This window comes from Cryobacterium sp. Y82, assembly GCF_002929495.1.
In the GTDB taxonomy this organism is placed as follows: Bacteria; Actinomycetota; Actinomycetes; order Actinomycetales; family Microbacteriaceae; genus Cryobacterium; species Cryobacterium serini.
On sequence record NZ_PJJJ01000025.1, the window covers coordinates 1 to 19424 of the forward strand.

Annotated in this window: 23 protein-coding genes and 2 pseudogenes; 13 read left to right on the top strand and 12 right to left on the bottom strand. The window is 61.3% G+C overall.

The genetic code is table 11. The features are described from left to right. Window positions 1–251: 251 nt before the first annotated feature. Window positions 252–746 carry a GyrI-like domain-containing protein gene (locus tag CXY70_RS03445; protein WP_104190996.1) on the bottom strand — a complete coding sequence of 165 codons (495 nt, stop codon included), beginning with the start codon at window positions 744–746 and terminating at the stop codon, window positions 252–254. A 142-nt stretch (window positions 747–888) separates the two neighbouring features. Between CXY70_RS03445 and CXY70_RS18215 the strand changes: the two are divergent. Beyond that, a pseudogene (locus tag CXY70_RS18215) lies at window positions 889–972 on the top strand (hypothetical protein); the annotation flags it as partial. A gap of 161 nt (window positions 973–1133) precedes the next feature. On the opposite strand, the gene CXY70_RS17480 reads toward CXY70_RS18215, so the two are convergent. Further along, entirely contained in the window at window positions 1134–1352 is a 219-nt protein-coding gene (locus tag CXY70_RS17480; RefSeq protein WP_146066042.1) for a hypothetical protein, read from the bottom strand. A gap of 376 nt (window positions 1353–1728) precedes the next feature. Here CXY70_RS17480 and CXY70_RS03455 point away from each other — a divergent pair, with 376 nt between their 5' ends. Further along, window positions 1729–2166, top strand: a complete 438-nt coding sequence (locus tag CXY70_RS03455; RefSeq protein WP_104190997.1) for a DUF1579 domain-containing protein — start codon at window positions 1729–1731, stop codon at window positions 2164–2166. A gap of 63 nt (window positions 2167–2229) precedes the next feature. Here the strand turns inward: CXY70_RS03455 and CXY70_RS03460 are convergent, their stop codons facing one another. Continuing rightward, the gene (locus CXY70_RS03460) at window positions 2230–2748 is read right to left on the bottom strand and encodes a GNAT family N-acetyltransferase (RefSeq protein ID WP_104190998.1); all 519 of its coding nucleotides are present in this window, start codon (window positions 2746–2748) and stop codon (window positions 2230–2232) included. Window positions 2749–2872: 124 nt separating this feature from the next. Here CXY70_RS03460 and CXY70_RS03465 point away from each other — a divergent pair, with 124 nt between their 5' ends. Next, window positions 2873–3391 carry an adenylyl-sulfate kinase gene (locus tag CXY70_RS03465; RefSeq protein ID WP_199183364.1) on the top strand — a complete coding sequence of 173 codons (519 nt, stop codon included), beginning with the start codon at window positions 2873–2875 and terminating at the stop codon, window positions 3389–3391. A 364-nt stretch (window positions 3392–3755) separates the two neighbouring features. Here the strand turns inward: CXY70_RS03465 and CXY70_RS03470 are convergent, their stop codons facing one another. Together CXY70_RS03470 and CXY70_RS03475 are read right to left on the bottom strand one after the other, a co-directional pair. Further along, window positions 3756–4811, bottom strand: coding sequence for a CU044_5270 family protein (locus tag CXY70_RS03470; RefSeq protein WP_104190999.1), 1056 nt, complete (start codon window positions 4809–4811; stop codon window positions 3756–3758). Window positions 4812–4836: 25 nt separating this feature from the next. Further along, window positions 4837–5433 (bottom strand): RNA polymerase sigma factor, encoded by a 597-nt coding sequence (locus tag CXY70_RS03475; RefSeq protein ID WP_233205713.1) that lies wholly within the window; start codon window positions 5431–5433, stop codon window positions 4837–4839. A gap of 439 nt (window positions 5434–5872) precedes the next feature. Here CXY70_RS03475 and CXY70_RS03480 point away from each other — a divergent pair, with 439 nt between their 5' ends. The 3 genes from CXY70_RS03480 to CXY70_RS03490 all read left to right on the top strand — a co-directional run bounded on the left by CXY70_RS03480 (window position 5873) and on the right by CXY70_RS03490 (window position 7730). Continuing rightward, window positions 5873–6514, top strand: a complete 642-nt coding sequence (locus CXY70_RS03480) for a hypothetical protein (RefSeq protein WP_104191000.1) — start codon at window positions 5873–5875, stop codon at window positions 6512–6514. After that, complete coding sequence (locus CXY70_RS03485) at window positions 6511–7173, top strand: RNA polymerase sigma factor (protein WP_104191001.1); 663 nt, start codon at window positions 6511–6513, stop codon at window positions 7171–7173. The genes CXY70_RS03480 and CXY70_RS03485 overlap by 4 nt, the downstream gene beginning before the upstream one ends. 128 nt (window positions 7174–7301) lie before the next feature. Continuing rightward, on the top strand, window positions 7302–7730 hold the full coding sequence (locus CXY70_RS03490; protein WP_104191002.1) for a GNAT family N-acetyltransferase: 429 nt from the start codon (window positions 7302–7304) through the stop codon (window positions 7728–7730). A gap of 413 nt (window positions 7731–8143) precedes the next feature. Here the strand turns inward: CXY70_RS03490 and katG are convergent, their stop codons facing one another. After that, entirely contained in the window at window positions 8144–10456 is a 2313-nt protein-coding gene (gene katG / locus CXY70_RS03495; protein WP_104191003.1) for a catalase/peroxidase HPI, read from the bottom strand. Window positions 10457–10877: 421 nt separating this feature from the next. Further along, window positions 10878–11384, bottom strand: a complete 507-nt coding sequence (locus CXY70_RS03500) for a GNAT family N-acetyltransferase (RefSeq protein WP_233205714.1) — start codon at window positions 11382–11384, stop codon at window positions 10878–10880. Window positions 11385–11621: 237 nt separating this feature from the next. Between CXY70_RS03500 and CXY70_RS03505 the strand changes: the two genes are divergently transcribed. Further along, the gene (locus tag CXY70_RS03505) at window positions 11622–11993 is read left to right on the top strand and encodes a VOC family protein (protein ID WP_104191005.1); all 372 of its coding nucleotides are present in this window, start codon (window positions 11622–11624) and stop codon (window positions 11991–11993) included. 22 nt (window positions 11994–12015) lie between these two features. On the opposite strand, the gene CXY70_RS17715 is transcribed toward CXY70_RS03505, so the two are convergent. Then, the gene (locus CXY70_RS17715; RefSeq protein ID WP_104191006.1) at window positions 12016–12414 is read right to left on the bottom strand and encodes a hypothetical protein; all 399 of its coding nucleotides are present in this window, start codon (window positions 12412–12414) and stop codon (window positions 12016–12018) included. Window positions 12415–12480: 66 nt separating this feature from the next. After that, the gene (locus CXY70_RS03515; RefSeq protein ID WP_233205715.1) at window positions 12481–12924 is read right to left on the bottom strand and encodes a rhodanese-like domain-containing protein; all 444 of its coding nucleotides are present in this window, start codon (window positions 12922–12924) and stop codon (window positions 12481–12483) included. A gap of 94 nt (window positions 12925–13018) precedes the next feature. Here CXY70_RS03515 and CXY70_RS03520 point away from each other — a divergent pair, with 94 nt between their 5' ends. The 6 genes and pseudogenes from CXY70_RS03520 (at window position 13019) to CXY70_RS03545 (ending at window position 16211) form a co-directional block, all read left to right on the top strand. Next, window positions 13019–13495: an Lrp/AsnC family transcriptional regulator gene (locus CXY70_RS03520; RefSeq protein ID WP_104129425.1), complete on the top strand. Its 477-nt coding sequence runs from the start codon at window positions 13019–13021 to the stop codon at window positions 13493–13495. Between the two features lie 191 nt (window positions 13496–13686). Next, entirely contained in the window at window positions 13687–14283 is a 597-nt protein-coding gene (locus tag CXY70_RS03525) for an RNA polymerase sigma factor (RefSeq protein WP_104191008.1), read from the top strand. 2 nt (window positions 14284–14285) lie between these two features. Further along, window positions 14286–14819, top strand: a complete 534-nt coding sequence (locus CXY70_RS03530) for a hypothetical protein (RefSeq protein WP_104191009.1) — start codon at window positions 14286–14288, stop codon at window positions 14817–14819. Window positions 14820–14978: 159 nt separating this feature from the next. Then, entirely contained in the window at window positions 14979–15164 is a 186-nt protein-coding gene (locus CXY70_RS03535) for a hypothetical protein (RefSeq protein WP_104191010.1), read from the top strand. 200 nt (window positions 15165–15364) lie between these two features. Next, window positions 15365–15655, top strand: a pseudogene (locus CXY70_RS18220) (IS3 family transposase); the annotation flags it as partial. Between the two features lie 121 nt (window positions 15656–15776). Next, window positions 15777–16211, top strand: a complete 435-nt coding sequence (locus tag CXY70_RS03545) for a hypothetical protein (RefSeq protein ID WP_104191012.1) — start codon at window positions 15777–15779, stop codon at window positions 16209–16211. Window positions 16212–16828: 617 nt separating this feature from the next. Here the strand turns inward: CXY70_RS03545 and CXY70_RS03550 are convergent. From CXY70_RS03550 to CXY70_RS03565, 3 genes are all read right to left on the bottom strand, one after another. Next, window positions 16829–17119: a hypothetical protein gene (locus tag CXY70_RS03550; RefSeq protein WP_146066043.1), complete on the bottom strand. Its 291-nt coding sequence runs from the start codon at window positions 17117–17119 to the stop codon at window positions 16829–16831. 1087 nt (window positions 17120–18206) lie between these two features. Further along, complete coding sequence (locus CXY70_RS03560; protein WP_104191015.1) at window positions 18207–18749, bottom strand: hypothetical protein; 543 nt, start codon at window positions 18747–18749, stop codon at window positions 18207–18209. Window positions 18750–18801: 52 nt separating this feature from the next. Then, a complete protein-coding gene (locus CXY70_RS03565) occupies window positions 18802–19014 on the bottom strand; it encodes a hypothetical protein (RefSeq protein WP_104191016.1) in 213 nt (70 codons plus the stop codon). Window positions 19015–19424 lie beyond the last annotated feature (410 nt).

A 19424-nucleotide genomic window follows, 5' to 3' on the forward strand; every position in this document is an offset into this window, starting at 1 on the left:
GCGAGGTCGCACAAGCGGATCACAAAACGCGACCACTTAGCGCTAAACGTCACAAATACCGACGTCGACGATCACGGTCGTATCACAAGCCGCACGGTCGACGGGAGAAGTCTCGGGCGGACTACTTGAACTGCCGAGCTCGCTGATTTTGTACCACACGGGAGAGATAACTTGTCACCGATTCCCTGTCTCAACAAGTAGACGAGGCTGCCACATCCGGACGACTGCGACAGCTGTGCGGATCACTGGCACTATAAGGCGGTTCGGCCGGATATAGCCTGATTCTGTCGTGAAGGGGGAGGCCGTCGGATGAGAATGTCGACGTACAGTTCGTGCGGTTGTTGAACACCGTCGGACGTGTACCCGACATCGAGCTTGCGGTTCCCGAGAGTCAATCCCTGCTCTTCAGCCCAGTCATAAATGGTCTGGAAACCGCCTGCGATGGTTGCCACCGTACCGTCATGCCGGTGGTGGACGAATCTTCCACCGGGAAGGAGAGCCACAGCCATACCATCAGGCACTGGAATTTCGGCGGCGACAGCTACTGATCCAATAGTCTCGCGGTAACAGCCGTCGCCTAAATGGTTGCTGGCCTCGACGAAGACGCCTGTGCCTGAGTCGGGCAGCTCGTCTTGACGGGAAAACAGCTCGCGCCAGGCCGCAGGCATCTCGGAGCGCAGCTGGCCGAAGTAAGCGACAACTTCGATTCCGATGACGGCAGTCTCGCCAAGTTCAACAATCTCCATTGATGCCTCCTTGGCTTGGCCTCGAACGATTTACTCGTGTATCCAAAAATGATACGGCCTCGCCACTCTAGTCAGAGGGATTGTTCTGCCCGCAGTGCTCGGCCACGAGTGTGCTGGGATCGTCGAGGTTATCGGGGAGGGCGTGACGAGTGTCGAAGTGGGCGACCATGTGCTTCTTAGCTTTTCCAGTTGTGGGGTGTGTTCTTCCTGTGTCTCTGGGCATCCCTCGTACTGCATCCATCTCTACGACCTTAATTTCAGTGGTGCCCGTCCGGATGGTTCGACCGCGTTCACTGTTGACGATGGCACACCCGTCTCTTCGCATTTCTTTGGTCAGTCGTCGTTTGCTTCGGTCAGTAACGTCGCCGCGCGCAGCTGGGGGCGGTGTCACAGTAGCGCCGCGACCTTATGCGTGGTGGCTTGGCCGGTGTCCGGAAGGCGAGCATGCTCTGCGTTGAACTGGGGCAGTGATGCTCGGACACCGGAGACGCCGTTGTTGACGTACAGGTCGTGGCGCCGGACGCTAGCGGTGAGGATATCGATCCGGTGTCGGTCGGGGGAGCGCTGTCGTGTGGACGCGCGCGCGTAGCCGGTCAGTTTCGTCATTTCTGCTCCGGGGGTGTCTCATAACTAACGGTGAACACCACAGTTCAAGCATGTGGTTATGCGACGTGGTTATGAGAGTCGGCGAGTCGCCAGATTCCAGCGATTTTTGTCATTTTCCGTACTCGTCTGCACAGCTCGTCCAGACCAACGTCGACCGTCACTGTGTGCCCGCAAGGGGAAGGCGGATTCAACTGGTCGTCGCAACGATGGGCTTTTCTGGCTCCGACAATAGTCGTTGCATGGCTTGAGCGGGTGTGCTGCCATCGAAGGCTCAACGGGTACGCTGATGCCTGAACCGCCGACATCCGGTCGGGCGATCCATCACCGGCCACCTCAGATGATTGCCCGGTTTGGCTCCCGAACGTAGGGTTGAATCATGGCTGAGCATGAAGAGCTGGCAGTTTTTCTGGGTGACTGGCATGCCGAGGGCACCTCTTATGGTGGTGACGAGCAGTCGCTGGATAATCCGCACGCGGGAGCGAGTCCGTGGAACAGCATCCACTCCGCCCGGTGGCATTCGGGCAACTACTTCATCGTGCAAGATGAGCGCGCGAACGGTCCGTTCGACACACTTAGTCTGATGGGCTGGGACGCTGATGCCGGCCGCTATTTCGCCCGAACGGTCGAGAATCACGGCTTCGCACGCGATTACACTCTGACTGTCGACGGTCATACTTGGACACTGACGGGCGAGCACGAGCGAGCAACGTATCGATTTGGCGTAGACGGTCGCAGACAGGAGATCGCCTGGGAGTGGAAACCCGCTGACGTATGGCTACCGCTTTGCGACCGCACCGCTAATCGCATCAACTGATCGAGCACCAACGGCTTCCAACGGTGGGTAAGTCTGCCTAGCGCTGTGTCATACGGGAACCCTCTACGGTCGCTGGGATTCCCAGCGAGTTTCACCATCCTTCTTCGATGAGGTCGCGTGTAGGGCTTGATTTTGCGCTACCTTCATGGAGGCCTGATAATCGGGATGAATGTGCGCCGTGAGGCGGCGGACTCCGTGTGATCGCAACCAGGCGACCATCGCTTGGGCGGCCTCAGAAGCGATCCCTCGCCCTTGCCAGTTCGGCGAAGCTACCCATGCGATATCAGCGACAAGTCTCGACCCATCGTCTTCAACGGTTGCCTGCACGTACCCGACCGGTCCTCCTATGTCTTGCTCAATCACAACCCAGTTTAACCACCACTGCGAACCATCAACAGAGTGCCCAACGGCTTGCGCGGCAAAGCGTTTTTCCAACAGCTTCAGTGACGGTATTTCTCCACCGGTGTATTCATAGAGCGAAGGTTCGGCCAGAACCTCGATCATCGAAGCCGCGTGCCCCACCGACAGCGGTTCCAACAAGAGCCGCACAGTAATAATGGGTTCGATTGTGGGCCAGTCCATGCTTTGACAATGGCAGAGTCCTGAGATCTTCGTAAGCCGAACCTTGAACGAGACGATTGAGCGGTGAGTTGATCAACGCCTGCTGAGACCCACCGGAGAGCACGCTATGTGACAGTCTCGATAGATGATCGACACCGTATTCCTCAACGGAACGGTCGGCGCCGGCAAGTCGACTATCGCGGCCGCTCTCAGCGTCCTGATGACTGAGAGTGGGCGACACCATGCCGTAATTGACCTGGACCACATCAGACGCGCCTGGCCAGCGCCCGAGGGCGACAGATTCAATCACGAACTCGAACTGCTGAATTTGCGCGACTTGGTCGTCAATTATCGGAATGCTGGTATCGAGCACTTCATCCTCGCCGGTGTTGTCGAACAAGCCACCGAAGTGCCCCGGTACGAAGCCGCGTTGAAGAGTCGCGGCCTTCTCCTCTGCCGGTTGGATGCCGATGGTGCCACTCTGATCAGAAGACTCAGTTTGCGCCATGCTGACAACCCAACCGAGCTGGATTGGCACCTGCGGCGCGCGGACGAACTCGCAGCGATCCTCCAGAGGGCGGCAATTGATCACGTCGTCGTGGACGCTTCAGGAGACGCACCAATGGTGACGGCAAGAGAAGTGATGCAGAAGGCGGGTTGGTGAGGGCGCGTTCGGTCTGTTTCGAGTGGAACCTCAAGCGACACGGACTTGGGAGACTATGCCTACCCGGGTTCAACCGACGTGTCAAAGGGGAACCCTCTACGGGTATCCGGAGCCGTAGTGGAGATGTTCGGCGCCAAGCCACCGGATTGTGGACTACGCGTCCCGGTGGCCTGGCGAGGCAATCAAGTGATCGGGCTGACAAACGCAATGAGCCGGATGCGCTGTTCGGATATTCTCCAATGCGCACCCGGCTCAATACCTCACTTGCTAATAGGGATCTCGACCGGCGGCTCCAATGGCAACGGGACAGGTTGAGATAAAGTCCCGGCGCAATCGATGCGGCTGATGAGCGGCGGGTGCCCCATCACTTCTTGCCCCCTGGTGGGCAGTACATCTCACCTGTGCGCTCGCCAGGCACGCATCCCGCAAGATCGCTGGCTCCGTTCGGGGTTCCACCGGCAGGGGCCGCATCGACGATGGAAGTATGTACGCTCGACCAGCGCCACACGTCGCCTGCGGCAATGCTCGATTCCGGTATCGCGACCACGGCAACCTCACGTTCGCCGATCAGGCGTCCGGAAGTAGGGTCGATGATGATCTCTTGGCGGAGCCCATTTTCGCTTTCGACCCGTCCGATGGCGGTCCCTGTCTGGCCGTCGAGGGTGGCTTGATCATCGGTGATCGTCACGCCGGGAATCATCGCGGCGGCGCGGAGTAGAGCGGCGCGCAAGTCGGCGGGAGCCGTACCCTGTCGAAGGGTGTCGGCAATGACCACGAGTGCCTCGCCGTCTGGTGACGATCCAGCGCCGATGGTCGTGAGGTAGATGTGGTTCAAAAGCCGGTAAGGATCCCGGGGCATCGAGGCAAAGTCGCCCCACTGACTCTCTGCGGTGTTCCCATAGAAAGCGCCGAAGGGGGCCCGCAACAGCTCGGGGTCTCGGGCCTGCTCGCTGGAAGGGAAGGAGCGCTCGACCATGTCCTCACCGCCTGGGGAGAGAACGTCGATGACACTAATTGGATCCCGAACCCAAACCCAGTCATCGGCGCGATCCTCCGGCACATACAGCTCGCTCGACTCCTTGATCCGGAAAGCAATCACGGGACCGTTCTGCTCCTGCCCATCAGTGACATGCACTGTCTGGCTCGAAACATGAAGGTACTGTCCCGCAGCCAGTGGGACGTCATCGAAGGTGAATGCCGCGATAGCGGCGCGTTCGAGTATGGCAGCTGCGGCTGCATCGGCGCCCCCGCGCCAGCCACCGAACCCCAGCACGTTCGTGGCGACGAGGACCCCCACGATGGCGAACGCTCCGGCAGCACCGAGACCGGCGAGAGTGAAGCGACGACGGGCAGTAGTCACACGCTCCTTGGGTGCGACCTCGTTGATCTTGTTGAACAGTGCCGCCCGTCCACGGGTCACTGATTCGTCTGTTGGATTCCGGTCTTCACGCAGTCTCCGCAGCAACGTTATTTCGTCCATGCTCCACCTCCTGATCCGGGGTCGAGCCCCGGTGACTAGCCGCGCGCAGCGTGCGCCGTGCGCGGTTCAGACGTGAGCGGACGGTTCCGACCGGGATCCGCAGCGCCTGGGCAACACCCTCGTAGTCCAAGTCAGCCCAGGCGTACAGAAGTAGGGCATCACGATCACGCGTCGGCATCTTTCGCAATGCGGCCGCGATCGCCTTCACTGCAACTTCCGCGTCGATTCGCGACCCGATGGCCTCAATAGCATCATCAGGCACAGCCGCTGCGCCGTCGGCGACAAGACCCTGCCACGCCTTCGCCTCCACCCGGGAGTGCTTGCGCATTAACGTCGTCGCAATTCCGAACAGCCACGGCCGCGCATCTCCAATGGTGATGTCGAATGACTCCCGCCGTTCAAAGGCCACAAGGAACGTTTCCGACATGATGTCGTCGGCATAGCCATTGCCCACACGACCGGCGGCATAGCGGAACACAGCCCGCGCATACCGGTCGTACAGCTCGGCGAACGCCGCGGGTGTTGCCCCGGACCTTCTGATGATGTCGCTATCTTCGCTCACAAAAGGTATTGCTCATTTCCCTAACATTGGTTCACGCTAATTGTGTCGGCTTCAGAGAGACCTGGCATGCACTGAGCTACTCGTCCGAGCGACTTTCGAACGTGCACGGACCGCCAGAGGAGCACTTTCCCGGCAGCAACAGCATGACGGCACGCCTGACCTCTTTCACGTGAGGGTACATCCTCGGTCCGCACCAGACCCCACGCGGCCCGCCCGCAAGGGGAACCTGTTGCGGGACACGTTAGCGCGGAGTGGACGATGGAAGTTTGATGAACTCCTCGGACGTCGTTCTGGACGGTAACCTGGCGCGCAATCCTTCCGGCATGATCGAAGGACCAGGTGGCGGGCCCTGGGACGGGAAGAGTTTCTGAGGCTTGCGCAGACGTTGGGCGTCATTCCGGACATGTCTTTGATGTAACCAACTTTTGAGGAGAACATCATGGGCCCAACATCTGACGATCTGGACGGCTTGCTCGACCGATCCGCTCCGCGCACCACGGTGATGACCGACAGTGTCGCTGATGAGCTGACCCAGCTTCGGGTTGCAACCAGTGTCGAGACTGCGCGCGTGACCGCACGGCGGCCGTGGAGACGGCCGGTGTTCGCGGGGCTGGCGTCCGTACTGCTTCTGGGTGGCGCAGCAACGGCAACGGCCGCGGTGACCAACAGCTGGGTTCCCTGGGCACAAACCCCGGTCGCCTCGATGGCCTACACCCTGCCCAGCGGCGTGGAGTGCGAGGAGCGGATCGGGAACATCCGCGGGCAGGACCCCGCCGCCGTCGAGGCCGTCAAGAACTTCTACCGCACAACAGACATTGAATCCTTGCTGACCAAGGAGAAGATCGCGAGCACGATCGAGTGGATCCGACAGGACTCGAACATCGCCGTCAACGCCGACGGCTCGACCGAACCAGCCGGCTACGGAACCGTGCACTACAACGCGGATGAGGAGTACCAGCGGGCGGTGACGATGATTGTCACCGCTGCGGTCAGCGCCGAGCTCGCGAACCAGGGCATCGACGGCGCCGACAGCAACCTCAGCTCGGACGGGCAGTCCTTCTGCCCCGGAGCCAGCTGGTGAGGGCACGCAATAACAACTCCTCTGAGCGTCTCACTGAAGCACTGGCTGCTGCGTCGCCGGACCTGCTGCGCTACTTCCAACGTCGACTCCCGATCGACGATGCTGCCGACGGACTTGCGGAGCTGATGCTCGCGGCCTGGCGACGAGTCGACTCAACACCACCCGGTGCCGAGCAGTGCCGAATGTGGTTGTTCGGAATCGCCCGCCATGTCGTGACGAACGCCGCACGGAGTGAACGACGACGGTGGACCCTCACCGAACGATTCCGGGAGGTCCTCCGAACCTCCCCCACCGAAGGGCGACCCGCGGACGACGGGGCCGACGTGCGAGATGCGATCGGCCGACTGACTCCGGCGCAGGCCGAACTCGTCCGCCTCATCCACTGGGACGGATTCGCCATCACCGAAGCTGCCCAGATCCTGAGCATCAGCCCATCAACCGCCCGAACCCGCTACCAACGAGCCCGAGCCGATCTGAAGACCGCGCTGAGCGACTTGACACCAGAGGTCACGGGCCACCTACCCATGACTGTCGTGGGAACATCGGCGGGCGACCCCAGCTGTACAACAGCGCCATCGATTCCACACAGGACAATCCGTCCAGCGGATGTCATCCTGCCGCCATCGCAACGGATCGACATCTCGGCCTACCCCGTCTAAATGTCGACCCCTCGAGGAAACTTCTGCGGGACGCTTTCAGCGCGCTCGCTCTAATCGCGATTGATTTGTCGGTGGATCCAGAGTGACAGGACTCGGCACGGTCTGTGTCAACACGATTAGATGGCTTGATGAATGCAAATTATCGGTTCTCATCCGACACTGCCGAGATCGACCGTGTCCAGGTGCACCGCTGGATCAGCGAGCAGTCCTACTGGGCACCCGAGCGATCACGCTCACGGCAAGACGCAGCGATTGACGGATCACGCAACTACGGCATCTACGACAGCGTGTCCAACAGACAGGTCGCCTACGCGCGCGTCATCACCGACGGCGTCACGTTTGCCTGGCTCTGCGATGTCTTCGTCGACCCCACAGTGCGAGGCCACGGAATTGGCAAAGCCCTCATCGCGGGCATTCTCGAGGAATGCGATCCCTTGGGACTGAGGCGCATCGCCCTCTCAACCAACGATGCACACGGCCTGTATTCCAATCTCGGGTTCTCCACTTTGATCGCCCCGGAGACGTGGATGGAGCGCATCGTCAACCCCGGCGTTTAGCCGAGACACGACTATCGGCTGGTCCCGTAGCGGGAACCTCTACCGGTCACGCGCATGCCTCAGCGGGACATGACCCCGGAAAGCCCAGGCCTTACGAGCCGCCACAGAGAACATCAGCGGCACCCTCTCGCGACCCGAGGCCAAAGCGAATCCGGCCGGCGTCTCTACGAGTGGGGGCAACGGCTTCCAGGGCATAGCGGCCCGTCCACCCTCGCAGGCCGTCGAGGTGCGCGTGTGGTCGATCATGTGCTGCCCGCGGAGGTTCCTTGGCCGTCCCCCGCCTGATCAATCCGTGCAACGTTCGGCTCGCGGCTTCAAGCGACGTTCGGTCAAGGCCTCGACGGCTTGGAGGCTGAGCGCGTGACCGCGCCGTGCCTCCACGCCGTCAGCTCGCCGGGACGCGACCTCCGAGGTCAGGCGGCCATCGCCCCGTAACGCTTGTGGCCCTTGATGTCGTAGCGGTCGAGCATCATGACCTTCGACCAGACGCGGATGAATTCGCGGACGAACCGCTCTTGCCCGTCGCTGCCCGCGTAGGCGTCGGCGATCGACCGCAGTTGCGCGTTCGAGCCGAATACCAGGTCATTCCGGGAGGCCCTCCAGCGAGCCTCGCCGGTCGCCTGAACCCGACCAGTGAAGGTCATCGCGGTCTCGTCGTCCTTCGTCCAGATGAGGTCGGTGTCGGTCAGATTCACGAGGAAGTCGGTCGTCAGGGCTCCGACGTGATCCGTGAGCACACCCACGTCGGACTCGTCCCAGTTGGTGCCGAGCACGCGGAGCCCGGCGTGCAGGACGGTCCACTCCGGTGCGGTGAGAGTGAACAGGTTCGCCTTGTCGAGGAATGCCGCCTCGGGCGCGACGCCCGGAGCAAACTCTTCGAAGCGCTCGGACACGAAGTTGCGGAACCCGTCCGCAATGGGTCGCAGCCACTCGAACATCTCGATGTCGGTCAACTCCTGCGTCGTGTCGACACGGCCTGGCGTAAACGGCACGCTGGCGTCAGATCCTGCCGCCCGTGCCGCCTGCTCCACGGCGGCGCTGCCGGCGAGGACGATGAGGTCGGCGAGAGACACCTTCCGTCCGCCCGACGTCGCCGTGAAAGCCGCCTGCACGTTCCGCAGCGCGTCGATGACTGGGACGGTGCGTCGGTTGACCGCCCAGTCTTTCTGCGGCGACAAGGCCAGGCGGGCACCGTTCGCCCCTCCGCGCTTGTCGCTGTCGCGGTAGGTCGAGGCGGCGGAGAACGCCGTGTAGACGAGGTCGGACACGGACAGCCCGGTCGCCAGGACGGCTTCCTTGAGCGCTGCCACGTCGGCCTCGTCGAGTGAGGATCCTGCTGCGTCCGGGAGCGGGTCCTGCCAGAGCAGGTCGTCGGCGATGGTGACCTCCGGGCCAAGGTACCGGTGCTTCGGCCCCATGTCGCGGTGCGTGAGCTTGTACCAGGCCTTCGAGAACGCGAGGGTGAACAGATCGAAGTCGGCTAGGAAACGCTCGCATATGGCCCGATACTCCGGGTCGACCTTGAGTGCGATGTCCGAGGTCATCATCATGAGAGGGTTCATCTGACCGGGTACGTGGGCGTCCGGAGTCTTCGGCGCCTCCGAGTCAGTCGGTGTCCACTGCAGCGCGCCGGCCGGGCTTTTCGTCTGCTCATAGTCGTACGCGAACAGGTTCTCGAGGTAGGTGTTGTCCCACTGTGTCGGGTTCGGAGACCAGCTGCCCTCGATGCCGTTGGTCGAAGTATGCTCGGCACTGCCGGTACCCACCGGGTTGTGCCAACCGAGCCCCATCGACTCGATCGGGGCTTTCTCGGGTGATGGTCCGATGTCGGATGCGGGTACCTGGCCGTGGCTCTTACCGAACGCGTGGCCACCGGCGATCAATGCCACCGTTTCCTCGTCGTTCATCGCCATCCGTGTGAACGTGATGCGAATGTCGCGTGCTGAGCCCAGCGGGTCGCCGTTCGAATAGGGCCCCTCAGGGTTGACGTAGATGAGCGCCTGGTGCGACGCGGCCAGGGGGCTCTGCAAGTCGTAGCCCGCGTCGCCGTTCTGACCATGCCAGCGTTCGTCGCGGCTCACCATCTCGTCAGGGCTCGCGACCGCGTGCGGGTTCCAGACCTCCGGGCCCCACCAGGTGCCGTCGTCCGGTTCCCACGCATCGAGTCGTCCACCACCGAAGCCGTACGTCGGCAGGCCCATCAACTCGAGGGAGCAGTTGCCGGTCAAGACCATCAGGTCGGCCCACGACAGAGCGTTGCCGTACTGGTGCTTGATCGGCTGTAGGAGTCGTCGTGATTTGTCGGTGTTGCCGTTGTCCCACCAGCTTCCGATTGGTGCGAACCGCTGCATCGCGGTGCCCGCTCCGCCACGGCCGTCGGCAATGCGGTACGTGCCGGCGGCATGCCACGCCATTCGGATCATCTGTGGACCGTAGTTGCCGTAGTCCGCCGGCCACCAGTCGACCGATGTGGTGAGCAGTCGCTTGATGTCCGACTTGAGCGTCGTGAAGTCGATCGTTGCGAAGGCCGCCGCGTAGTCGAAGTCCGCGCCGAGCGGGTCGGCGTCTACGCCGTTCCGGTGGAGAAGCTCAACCCGGAGACGCTGCGGGTACCAACTGTCCAGGGTCGGCGACTGACCGAAGGTGCCACCGAGGTGGTCGCCACCTGCTGGCAGCGCACCGCTCATATGGAAACTGCATGTGTTGGTCTGGTCGTCAGTACCCATTGATGCTCCCTGTGTGCTTTAGCTGGATGAGAAACGGTGTCGTCGGGGTCACAATTTAACGATTAGCCGCCGCATCGCAGCGGCGTCAATTTGTGGTGCAGCGATGCTTCGACGCTGCTGTGAGGCGGTGCGTCGCGGGCTGCCGACGTGACGGGAAGCCCGATAGAGAGAGCGTATTCCCGCAAGGTGCGCGTGGCCTGCCAAGAAAGTGACTGACTTCTAGACGGCGGTGGTGCGGTGGCCGAGCGCACGACGGCCAAACCAAATAAAGCCTTGCGCCGATTGCTGCGGTGCGGGCGGTGCGAAGCCCGGTGAAACGACGCCGGAGGATGGGGGCTGTCGAGAGCTTGATTTCCGCGAATCGTGTTCCGCTCGCGGTGACCTGGGAGCACCCCCGCCAGAGGCTCCTAGTGGGGAACGGTTATCGGGGCAGCTCATCAGTCAGGTCGAAGTTCATTTGAATACGCCGGCCGTACCCAAGTCCTCGCTGTTGCTCTGCCGCTGACAGATCACGAAGAAAATCAGAATCGGGATCACGCTCGATGAAACCACAGCTCAAGTGGAAGGGCGCATTCCATGGAACGTCCGTGAACGTTCGCAAGGTAACCCGTTTGCATCCGCGCAGTCGTGATTCGCTCTTGACTGCCTCGACGAGCGCGCGCCCATGCCCGCGGTGTGCCGCCGACGGCATGACCGACAGCTGCTCGAGATGACTGCTGCCAGGGACTTCGAGGACATGGGCAAACCCGATCGGGTCCGATCCCGGATTTTCGCTGGCTACGAGGATGAAGCCACTCTGCAGTGAGGGCGTCGTATAGGAAGGAGCAGGCCGCCAGTCGACTATCGAGAACACGGTCGCGAACAGCGCATCTGCTTCATTCTCGATTGCTTCAAGAAACTCCAGGTCGTCGGCCGTCGCCTGTCGCACAAAAGTCCTCCACATGACTCAGAATGTAGCTTGACGAAGGGTGCCGTAAGCCGGACCTCCAGCGCGACAGGTCTGCGGCCAATCCACCCACCGGCGTTGCGCGAAGACGCTATGTCACTTGGGAACCTTTAGCGGGACGCGGAGGCGTCCGGATAGGGGATCCTTCTACTGCACAGATACACGAACACGACTAGCGATGCCTGACGTCGTTGGTCCCGGCTCGGTAGTGTGATCGCTATGTCAAGTGGAATCCGTTACAGCTCGACGACGTTGGCTTGCCCCGATCCAGCGGCCTTAGCTGCGTTCTACGCAGACCTCACAGATGGAGAGGTAACTTTCGTCCACGAGGAGGAGTGGGCAACGATGCGCAGTGTGGGAGCTCGGCTGGAGTTCATGGGAGTGAGTGACTACCGGGCGCCACGCTGGCCCGAGGACCCATCGCTCGTCCATATCGACTTCTTTGTAGACGATCTCGAAGAGGCAGGGGCGCGGGCTGTGCGCTCCGGAGCCCGCCGTTTTGACCACCAGCCGAATGCCGCCCATTGTCTCGTTTTCGCAGATCCCGCTGGCCACCCATTCTGCCTCTCACTGATCGACGAAGTCGGCTGATTCGCCCGGGCAGCAGGGCAGCTCACACCACGACTCGAAAACTGACTGGCACCGTCCCAATAGCCGAACCCCCCACGGGACCTGCTACGTCACGGTGATTGATTCGCTGGTTGTCGTCAGTCGCGGTGAAGCCATGAGCTGCTGCTTCACCTTTGATCACGGCCATGGAGAGTTTGCCGAGCCCGTGCCCACGCGCATGGTCTCGTATGAACAGGCAATCCATGTTCAGAAACTCGCTTGCCTGCCAGGTCGAGAGCTCCGCGGTGACGGTCGAATACCCCACGAGACCTCCGGCGTGCGAGGCGCCAACGAAGCGTCGCAGACGTGATGGCGGGGTGCCAAAGAGGAGGGGCGCAAGTCGAATTGCGAGGTCGGAGGGAAGCGACCCTCCGTTTTCGTATGCTGCGTGTTCGTAGATCATCGGCACGATTTCGTCCAGATCCTCCGGCTCTGCGGGACGATGTCAGACGAATGGCGCTGCGGGGTTTTAGCACTCACAGCTGATCTCGTTCAGCGGTGCCGTAAGGGCGTCTCTCGCCCGAACTATCGGACCGTGATCGTTTTCGGCGGGGTATCCCTCTCGTGCCCAGTACTCGTATCCGCCGATCATCTCTTTGACTTGGTAGCCGAGGGTGGCGAAGGCGAGAGTTGCCCGGGTCGAGCCGTTACATCCGGGGCCCCAGCAATACACAACGACCGGGGTGCTGATGGGGATGCTGGCTAACGCTTGGGTGGCGATGCTGCCAGTGGGTATGTGGAGCGCACCAGTGATGCGGCCTTGCCGCCAGCTTGCATCCCCACGGGAATCGATCAGCACGAACGAGGTTCCGTTGACGAAATCAGCATGCACATCGGAGGGGTCGGTTTCGAAGGAGAGTTTGCCGGCGAAGTGAACGATGGCCGGGTCCATCAAAACGGGAGTTGTTGTCATGAAAGATGAAGATACGGGGAAATAACCACTATCTAAAGAGATCAATCACGGCATTGTGGCCTCGCATCGGTAATTGTGCAGGCAGTATTGCCAGATGACCGCAATATCTTCTTTCGGGCTCGACAAGGTCGATACCGATATCCTTTCCGCTCTCCAGGCGGACGGACGACAGACCATCGCCCAGCTCAGCCGTGTTCTCAACATGTCCAACAGTGCGGTTGCCGAGCGGGTGAGACGCTTGGAAGAAAGCGGCGTGATCAGCGGCTACAGCGCCGTGGTGGATGCGTCCAGGCTCGGGTTTACGATCATGGCCTACCTTCGTTTGCGCTACCCGAGCAGCATCTACGAACCGCTCCACACCTTGCTGGCCGAAATCCCAGAGGTCATCGAGGCCCATCATGTGACCGGCGAGGACTGTTTCATCATGAAGGTTGTCGCCACATCCATGCAGCACCTCGAACAAGTCAGCGGCCGCATCGGAACCCTCGGCAGCGTGACCACCAGCGTGGTCTACTCCAGCCCCCTACAACCGCGACCGCTGCTGCCACCTACGAGCAAACCGACCAAGTAAGGGAAGGAGCCGCCCGCAAGACGGACGGCGACCGGGACACGCGAACAGTCGATCCGCAAGGGGAACCCCTATTGGGACGCTTTGACTTGGTTTCTCGCGAGTGCCGCGTGGAGTGCTTTCTTTCCGCGACGACGTTTGACATTCGTGTCAGAGAAAGGGAACTCGGATGAGCCGAGTGGACAATATTAGGTGTGGACCATTCGGAGGACGTGAGCGAGGGCGCACTGTGGTTGCGCGCGGTCGCCGACGATCCTGAAGCGTTCGGGCGAGTCTTTGAACTTCACGCGGATCGCGTCTTCGGCCACAGCCTTCGACTGACAGGGTCGCGCGCCGACGCCGATGATGTGACCGCCATTGCCTTTCTCACAGCCTGGAAGCGCCGCCGGTCCGTTCGCGTAGTGGACGCATCGATCATCGGTTGGCTCCTCGTAACGGCCACCCACACGGCCCGCAATCTGGCCCGTTCCCGGCGGCGCCAACACCTGGTTCTTGCCAGACTCCCTGCACCTCGAGACGCCGACGATTTCGCGGAAGCTACCGGCCAACGTCTCGACGCTCAATCGCCCCGAACTGGCGTCCGGAAGGCATTCTCCCGGTTGAGTCCACGGGACCAGGACGTCCTAGCCTTGTGCGTCCTTGAGGACATGTCGATGGCCCAGGCTGCGTTGGCCTTGGGAATCCCGGTCGGCACGGTGAAATCCCGACTCGCCCGAGCCAAAGGCCGACTTGCCCTCGGGGTTAGCGGTGCAGCACCGACTCCGCGCGTGCAGCCAGAAGGGACTGCCTGATCATGAACGACGACAACTTGTTCCCGGAACGCAAAACCCAAATGAGGAACTTCCTTGTCGCTGAAGCGCAAGGTTCGCTTCCTCAGGAGAAGCATCCCGTGACTCGAAGAGGGCGCGCAATCCGCTGGACTGCGCTGATCCTCCTGATCGCGGCCGTCGGAACAGGCGGAACGGCGACGGCACTGAACTACGGGACCCTGTTCTACACGCCCTCGGCCACTCCTGGCGGAAAGGCCACACTCGGGCCGGTTCCGGATTGGCCTGTCAACGCAAACGGTCAAACGTTCGGTGTCCAAGGAAGCAGCGCGATCGCCCCCGACCTCATCCTCGTCCAAACCCTCGATATGCAGTCGGGCTACGTGTATTCCAAAGACCTTGAAGCCGCTGAAGGCTCGAACCTGAAGTCACCCGAGGAAGCGATCGAGTGGACGAATGCGCATGAAGGAACCTACGTCGACATTTTGGCCTACGCATCGGACGGCACCACAGTGATTGGCGTATTCCGGATCGGATCCGGCAGACCCTTCACCCCCTAACCGCAAGGGGAACCCCTTGCGGGACGACGTGGGTCAAGCCGGTCCGAGGACAGATGTTGAGCCAAAGCCGTGGGTCCAGCAGTCGCGTTCGACTAGGCAGCAGCCGCATAAAATGCGGTGAGAGGCCGATTCCCTGGCCACCCGATCCAGGAGACTATTATGCGAGAAACGCTAGTATTTCAGGGCATCCTGACACTCATTGGGATTGCGTTTGTGGTCGCTGGGATTGGCTATTTGTCGACGAGCACGCCACTGGGAATTTTCGGCACTGTCGGTGGACTGCTCATAATCGCCGGAGCGGTCAAAATAGCCGTGCGCAACAAGCGAGCGCAAGAACGACGGTAATTCGAACTCCCAAAGGCTGGCAGCGAAGACCACGGTGACCAAGAGTGCGCCCGTATGCGGAACGTCCTACGGAATCGCGTGCTAGATGCCCCCTCGGGTGGATTTGTTGGGGTCGCGGGGCACAATTCCTGTCGCGGTCCAGAAGCTGTCCCGCAGCCGCTGCGCCGCACGGTAGACACGGAAATTGCCGACGCGGTCAGGACCGCGGCAGCGTTTTCACGTCGACCGAGTTCCGGGAGCTGGTGACCAGCCTCTGGTTACGCTCCTCGATGGGCCGCCCGGCGTGTTGGCACAACAGTTTGGCCGAAAGCTTTTCTCGATGCTCAAGAACGAACGCGTTTACCGCACCGCATACGCGACGAAATCGCAAGCCCGCAGCGATGTCATCCGGTATGTAGAAGGCTTCCACAACAGCCGACGCCAGCACTCCGCGCCGGGTTTCCGCCGACTTTAGTGACGTCCACTATGGTTATCAACAGCCAACATTGGCAACGCAGAAGAATCCACTAATTCCGCTGTCCGAAATGCCCGCAGCAACTCACGCGGGTAGACAAGGGGGACCGTCGCCGTGCCGACGTCTTCGGGTGGCCGTATCAGTAACGGATGGGTGTGATGAGCAACGAACTTGGTAAACTCGTAGACCGAGGAGATATCGACGGCGCCCTCCTTGCAGCGAGAGGGCTAACCCCTGAAAGAGTCCGGGAACTCCTCTTCAGCGGCGACGGTTTCATGACGAATTCAGCACCCTACGGAGAATTCATCTCTCGCTGGTACACCTCACTGACGAGCGCGTACTTACGTGCTGAAGCCGCTGACTGGTTCGCCCAGGCGTACCTCACGGAAATCGCCGACGTTCCGGGCGCTGAGCAGACGGGTGCTGCGATGTCCACCGAGTCTAAGAAGGGCGTCATAAGGTATTTGGCGGAATCTATCGGCGGAAGGGACGTCGAAGACTGGGCTACGAGCCCGGAACGTACTATCACTCAGCAGCAACTGGGCGGCTGGAAGGCAGTAGTCCAGCAACTTCGGGAGATAACGCTTCCCTAAGGTGTTCGTCCCGTGGCCCCCGGGTACTGAGGGCTCAACGCTGCCTGGCCTTCCCAGCTGCACGACCTGACCCTGCCACCGCATCGTCTCGCAAGCCGGAGGCCGGATGCTTCACCAATGCCCTGGCCAGTACAACTAGGCTGCCGCCCGACTCCTGCCGCCGGCTATCCGAATCAAGTCCGGCGCTCGGCCCCTTCGGCTTACGGTCGGGAAGCGCAGCTGGTTGTGCACCGAACATCCGGGGGGATGACTCGCAGAATTCCGACTGAAACAAGCACGTCCACGCTCGCTCACCTCGATCAAACTGACAGACGCCCCATTTGCGGCGGGGCTACTGCCCAGTGAAGGTCTGGGACGGGATACCAACCCTGTACTCCACCCCGCGGCGCGAAACGCTCAGCTACGTCAGCATCGTCTTCTAACTCGCCGCGACGACTCTCCTGTGGAATGCGTCCGCTTTCTGGCCCTGGAGCATCCTCACCGCGGGCTGCCTCGTCGCCCTCACCATTGCTGGCGCCCAGCTCTCCAAACGCGACACCCGCGCCAAGGCCCGGCCATAACCCGCAAAAAACCCCACCGAGCAGCACCACGGACCAGAACACGCGTCCGTGGAACTGTTACGCCGCCTCACCCAGGTACTGCCACCGGTTCTCCGGGTTGAGCAACCCCGCACCCACCAGCTCGAGCGCGGAACGATGATCAGCAAGGTGGGTGCTGGCTCGCGGATACCGCGGCCAGACCCGCTCACCCGGCGTGCTCGCCTCAAATAACGGACGGCTCGACACATGCGGGCGCCGCGGCCGAGACCCGGGCGCGGACATCATCGTGGTCAGTTCCGCTTGCCACCACGCCCACACCTCCCGCTCGATCCGATACCGCTCCGCCCTGGCCAGCAGTGTTCCAAGCACGTTGATCTGCAGGGCCGCCTGGTTCCGGAGATCCCGCTTCGACCTCGCCCAACCATTCCGGTGCACAACCAGGAGCTTGTGACGGCGGAGACGGCTCAGGATCGTGGCGGCGTGCCGGGCGGTGACACCCAGGAGGCGAGCGGCGGTGTCAATGGTGAGGGACGGGTGCTGGCGCAGGAGGGCGTAGAGCTTGCCGGCGAGGTGTCCGAGGCCGCGGCGGGTGAAGAGGTCGTGGCGTTGGTCGGTGAGTTGTTCCTCGAGCAGGGCGATGAGATGGGTACGGGTAGAACAGAGCTCAGCTGCAGAACATCCCAGCGACAGGGCATTAGCGTCAACCCCCCGCCGCCTGGGTCGGATACACGCCCAGCGACACCAGGTTCGTGGTGCCGTTGGACATGCTCAGCTCCATCCAGGGATAGTGCACTTCTGGGGTGATACCCATTCGGACGGCGGCGCCGTCCCCGGGCGCGCTTCGCATCCATCGCCTTGGGGCTCCGCCCGCGGAGCTTGCCGGTGCGCGGCGGTATCGGATCGTATGGTTCTGATACCACTGATTCAATCTCGAGAAACGAATCGGTGCCCCACTAATTGGTAGCCAAGCGATCCGGGCTCCGACATGTCCCACGCGGCTTCCTGAAGTAACACAGAGAAGAGCGAGAAGGCTCTCCTTCGAAGAGAACCCGGACTAGGGTCGTCAGCCGCCGATTCAAGTAGCACTTCGTAGTACGACTGAAACTCGCGCTGAGTGATCAGAACATTCGCAGCAGGGCCGGGTTCTGCTGCCTCCACCATGACAGTCTCTGCAGCCCGGTCAGTGCTGAGGATGGGCGGGTCGAACCCCTCGAGATACGCGAAGAGTTCGTCGAGTAAGGCCGATGCTTCGTCGACTCGCTTAGACATAGTCCTCCACCTTAGGTGCGGCTGATGTAGGAAGTCACGATCACCCAATCGCTCGTTCGCACAGACACACGATTCTGGTAGGTCTTTTGCAGGGCGCCGTTGTTCCAGATCTGAATGGGGGCCGTGTAGAGATAGGTGTTGTTGGAGGATTGCTTGGTTGCGCTCGACGGGGATCCGAGGGTCTGCCCTACGCACCATTTTGCGAAGGTGTCCCAGCTCTTTCCAGAGGGAGCACTAATCTTGCCGTAGCCAGCTTTGTGCCCGGTGGTGATGTGTCGCCAGCCCCACGATGAATTACCACATCGAAGCTCTGCGATTCCTCTCGGAGCTCCTCCTTTGCAGTCCGTTTGAAAGCCTGCAAACTCCGGTTAGCATCGTGGCCGCTGCATCCGGGAGCCTCAAATTTCGGACGGACCATGCTGGCCCGCTGAACGGCAAATCCACCCCGCTTTCCGAATCCAGCAGACACCACGTCACCAGACACCACGTCACCAGACACCGCGTCGACGCCTGCTTCTTCAAAGATCTCGATGTATTCATCCAGCGTGGCTACTGGCTCCAAGTCGGAAGAGAAGACCTCATCACCCACGACGTAAACGGTCCCTACAAGCTCTTCTGCTATCTCTGCGTATTCAAGCGGCGCTGTATCTTCGTACGGTCCAGGACCCTCCTCCGCAAACGCCGGAGCATCGCCGGCCAAGACGAGGACCAAAGCAGCGGTTACCGCCATTCCGAATCTGGGCGCGCGCCGATCAATTGCAGTTTTCACATTTCCCCCGTGTTTATGCGGTTTCGACGAGGTCATCGACGAAAGCCGAGACCAGCGCCGCCGAGTTGTTCGAGCCGGCACTGGTGGCGAGCAGGTAGAGCGTGCCGTTGCGGTCGCCACCCTCCCTAAGCTCGGCGCAGGTGTCGACGTCGTTTTCGGATACGCCAAGGACGTCCGAGTGGGAGTGGTGATGTCCGCATCGCCCAAGGCAGGCGAAGCGCACCACATCAGGTGTGCGGCCCGAGACCAGGAGTTCGGCTCGCGCTCGGTATGGTGTGTCGAATGGGTGAGTTTGGGGCCGAACAGAGGCACTTGATGCGCGCACGTTTATTCAACGTTTATTGCGTCGAGACCAGCCGAGATGGGCCGAGGTAATGCGATAGTATTGGCACGGATATTGTGGGGAACGCCTGATCAGATCGAGATCAGACGAGATCAGTCTAGGTTTCGCAATGAGGGTCGCTCAGCCAAGACTGGGTCCGCTGCAATCCGATTGTCGGAGGTTCGATTCTTGCCGGGGGCACCAGAGACGAAATCCTCTCAGACGCTGTCCGGCGCCCTCAAAAACATCCTCGAGCTCTTTTCCGCTCGATCAAGCCGGCGGACTGCACCCTGTCAGTTATGAAGGAGCGCTGC

Coding starts and splice junctions, on each gene's coding strand:
- CXY70_RS03445 (WP_104190996.1), bottom strand. CDS start 746: ATGGAGATTGTTGAACTTGGCGAGACTGCCGTCATCGGAATCGAAGTT.
- CXY70_RS17480 (WP_146066042.1), bottom strand. CDS start 1,352: ATGACGAAACTGACCGGCTACGCGCGCGCGTCCACACGACAGCGCTCC.
- CXY70_RS03455 (WP_104190997.1), top strand. CDS start 1,729: ATGGCTGAGCATGAAGAGCTGGCAGTTTTTCTGGGTGACTGGCATGCC.
- CXY70_RS03460 (WP_104190998.1), bottom strand. CDS start 2,748: ATGGACTGGCCCACAATCGAACCCATTATTACTGTGCGGCTCTTGTTG.
- CXY70_RS03465 (WP_199183364.1), top strand. CDS start 2,873: ATGATCGACACCGTATTCCTCAACGGAACGGTCGGCGCCGGCAAGTCG.
- CXY70_RS03480 (WP_104191000.1), top strand. CDS start 5,873: ATGGGCCCAACATCTGACGATCTGGACGGCTTGCTCGACCGATCCGCT.
- CXY70_RS03490 (WP_104191002.1), top strand. CDS start 7,302: ATGAATGCAAATTATCGGTTCTCATCCGACACTGCCGAGATCGACCGT.
- katG (WP_104191003.1), bottom strand. CDS start 10,456: ATGGGTACTGACGACCAGACCAACACATGCAGTTTCCATATGAGCGGT.
- CXY70_RS03505 (WP_104191005.1), top strand. CDS start 11,622: ATGTCAAGTGGAATCCGTTACAGCTCGACGACGTTGGCTTGCCCCGAT.
- CXY70_RS17715 (WP_104191006.1), bottom strand. CDS start 12,414: ATGATCTACGAACACGCAGCATACGAAAACGGAGGGTCGCTTCCCTCC.
- CXY70_RS03515 (WP_233205715.1), bottom strand. CDS start 12,924: ATGACAACAACTCCCGTTTTGATGGACCCGGCCATCGTTCACTTCGCC.
- CXY70_RS03520 (WP_104129425.1), top strand. CDS start 13,019: ATGACCGCAATATCTTCTTTCGGGCTCGACAAGGTCGATACCGATATC.
- CXY70_RS03530 (WP_104191009.1), top strand. CDS start 14,286: ATGAACGACGACAACTTGTTCCCGGAACGCAAAACCCAAATGAGGAAC.
- CXY70_RS03535 (WP_104191010.1), top strand. CDS start 14,979: ATGCGAGAAACGCTAGTATTTCAGGGCATCCTGACACTCATTGGGATT.
- CXY70_RS03545 (WP_104191012.1), top strand. CDS start 15,777: ATGAGCAACGAACTTGGTAAACTCGTAGACCGAGGAGATATCGACGGC.
- CXY70_RS03560 (WP_104191015.1), bottom strand. CDS start 18,749: ATGGCGGTAACCGCTGCTTTGGTCCTCGTCTTGGCCGGCGATGCTCCG.